The following is a 1,847-nucleotide window of genomic DNA, read 5'->3' on the forward strand; positions in this document are numbered from 1 at the left end:
CGGTGAAGGACGACGCGGAATTCAGACGGCAGATCGTCTACGACCTTGCCCGCTACAAGCTGCTGGAGCAGTTCACCTACGCCGACGCCAAGAACATCGACCAGATGAAGCGGGCTCTCGAGGTCGCAATCGAGGAGGTCGAGAAGTTCTCGCGCGAACAGGCGCCGCTGGAGCGTTTGCCGCAACACCAGCTCAATTCGTCCAAGGCGACTGAAACAGGCGGCAAACTCCTGTCCGGCGACGCGACCGTCCTACGACCGGGAATCGAGATATCCCGCAGCAAGCTGCCGACAATCTCGGGCCCGCTCTGGCCGGTGATCAAGCGCACGGCGGCCATCCTGCTTGCCGCCGGCGCCGTCGTTCTCGTCGTCTCGCAGCGAGACAACATTGCCTCGCTGCGCCGGCTGATGTCGTCGCAACCCCAGGAGATCGCGCAGGTCCCGCCCAAGCCGGAGAACACGATCACGGTCACCAAGCCGGAAATGGTCACCGCGGTGGCGCCGCCCCCGAAACCGACGCGGGTGCTTCCGAGCGACTACGGCATCTATGCCATCGTTGATGATCGTTCGCTCGCCGAGTTGAATGCGATCAGCGTCATGGCGCCGGACATGCGGATCGCGATTTCACCGGAATTCAAGAAGCCCGATCGGCCGCATCTGCCCAACGGTCGCGTCAAATTCATTGTCTTCCGCCGCGAAGCGGTGAACGCCATCCCGGAGCGCGTCGAAGTCCGGCTGGTGGCGAAAATCGTCAGGGAGTTTTCGACAGACGCCGCAGGCAAGACGCTGAGTGGCGGAGACGATGTCGCGGTCATCCGCAACGTCTCCTACCCGTTCCGGGCGGCGCCGATTCCGGCGACAGCCGACATGTATGAGCTTCACGCCGGAGATGCAGAACTCGAACTTGCGCCGGGACAATATGTCCTGAACCTGGGCGCGCKGGCCTATTATTTTCAGGTCGACGGCGAGATCACCGATCCGAGGCAATGCCTGGAACGGGTTGTCGCCGGCAACGGCACCTTCTATTCGCCTTGCAAGAAGGCGCGGACGTATTGACGATTCCGTAGCCCGGGTGAGCGCAGCGATACCCGGGACAAGTGGTCCCGCATATCGCTTCGCTCATGCGGGCTACAAAAGAATACGGAAGCAACCTTACTGCTTCGGCGCCGGCGCCATCATCGCACCGCCCTTCTTCGCCGCGGGCGCGGGCGGCTTGGTCGCGGCGGCCTGCGCGGGCAGGTATTTGGCAATGATGCCGGGGTCGACCTGCGCGAGGTTCGCGTCCGGCAGGCGCGTCCAGGTCTCGTCCTTGCCGAACAGGGAGATGCCGAGGAAGCCGCGCATCGTCAGCGTCTGCCCGTCGGGGCTCACCGACATCTTGGCCTTCCAGATGTTGCCGTCGCGCGGATTGACGACGTTGCCGCCGTCATATTTCAAACCGTCGCGCTTCATGTCGCGGATGAAGGAGAGGCCGAGCACAGGCGCGTTCTTGCGATCGTCCGTGCATTTCGAGCAGACCTCGTTCGGGTCGTCGCCGGGACGCGGAAAGGTCTTGGCGATGACGCCTTCGAACACGCCGCTATGGTCGATGAAGAGGAACCATCCCACCGTCTTGCCATCTTCGACCTTCTGCCAAAGGCCTGCGGCAGTCGGCTGGGCCGGCACCGCAGCCGGGACCTGCGCGGCAGCCGGGCTCACCGCGCCGAGCGACAGACCAAGCGCGAGGAGCGAGAGCAGCCGAAAGCCGGAAAACAGATTCCGCATTATCATCACCTTGCTAACCCACGACTGGAATGGCCGCAGACTACGGCGATTTCGCGAACGATTCCAGCACCAGAAACATGGGGC

Annotated in this window: 2 protein-coding genes; one reads left to right on the top strand and one right to left on the bottom strand. The window is 63.3% G+C overall.

The window, feature by feature from the left end:
- Nucleotides 1-2: 2 nt before the first annotated feature.
- Nucleotides 3-1,055: a hypothetical protein gene (locus tag ACXJL8_RS40065; protein WP_456686926.1), complete on the top strand. Its 1,053-nt coding sequence runs from the start codon at nt 3-5 to the stop codon at nt 1,053-1,055.
- Nucleotides 1,056-1,151: 96 nt separating this feature from the next.
- On the opposite strand, the gene ACXJL8_RS40070 is transcribed toward ACXJL8_RS40065, so the two are convergent.
- A complete protein-coding gene (locus tag ACXJL8_RS40070) occupies nt 1,152-1,763 on the bottom strand; it encodes a DUF2147 domain-containing protein (protein ID WP_456622089.1) in 612 nt (203 codons plus the stop codon).
- Nucleotides 1,764-1,847 lie beyond the last annotated feature (84 nt).

Source organism: Bradyrhizobium sp. P5_C11_2, assembly GCF_054049755.1.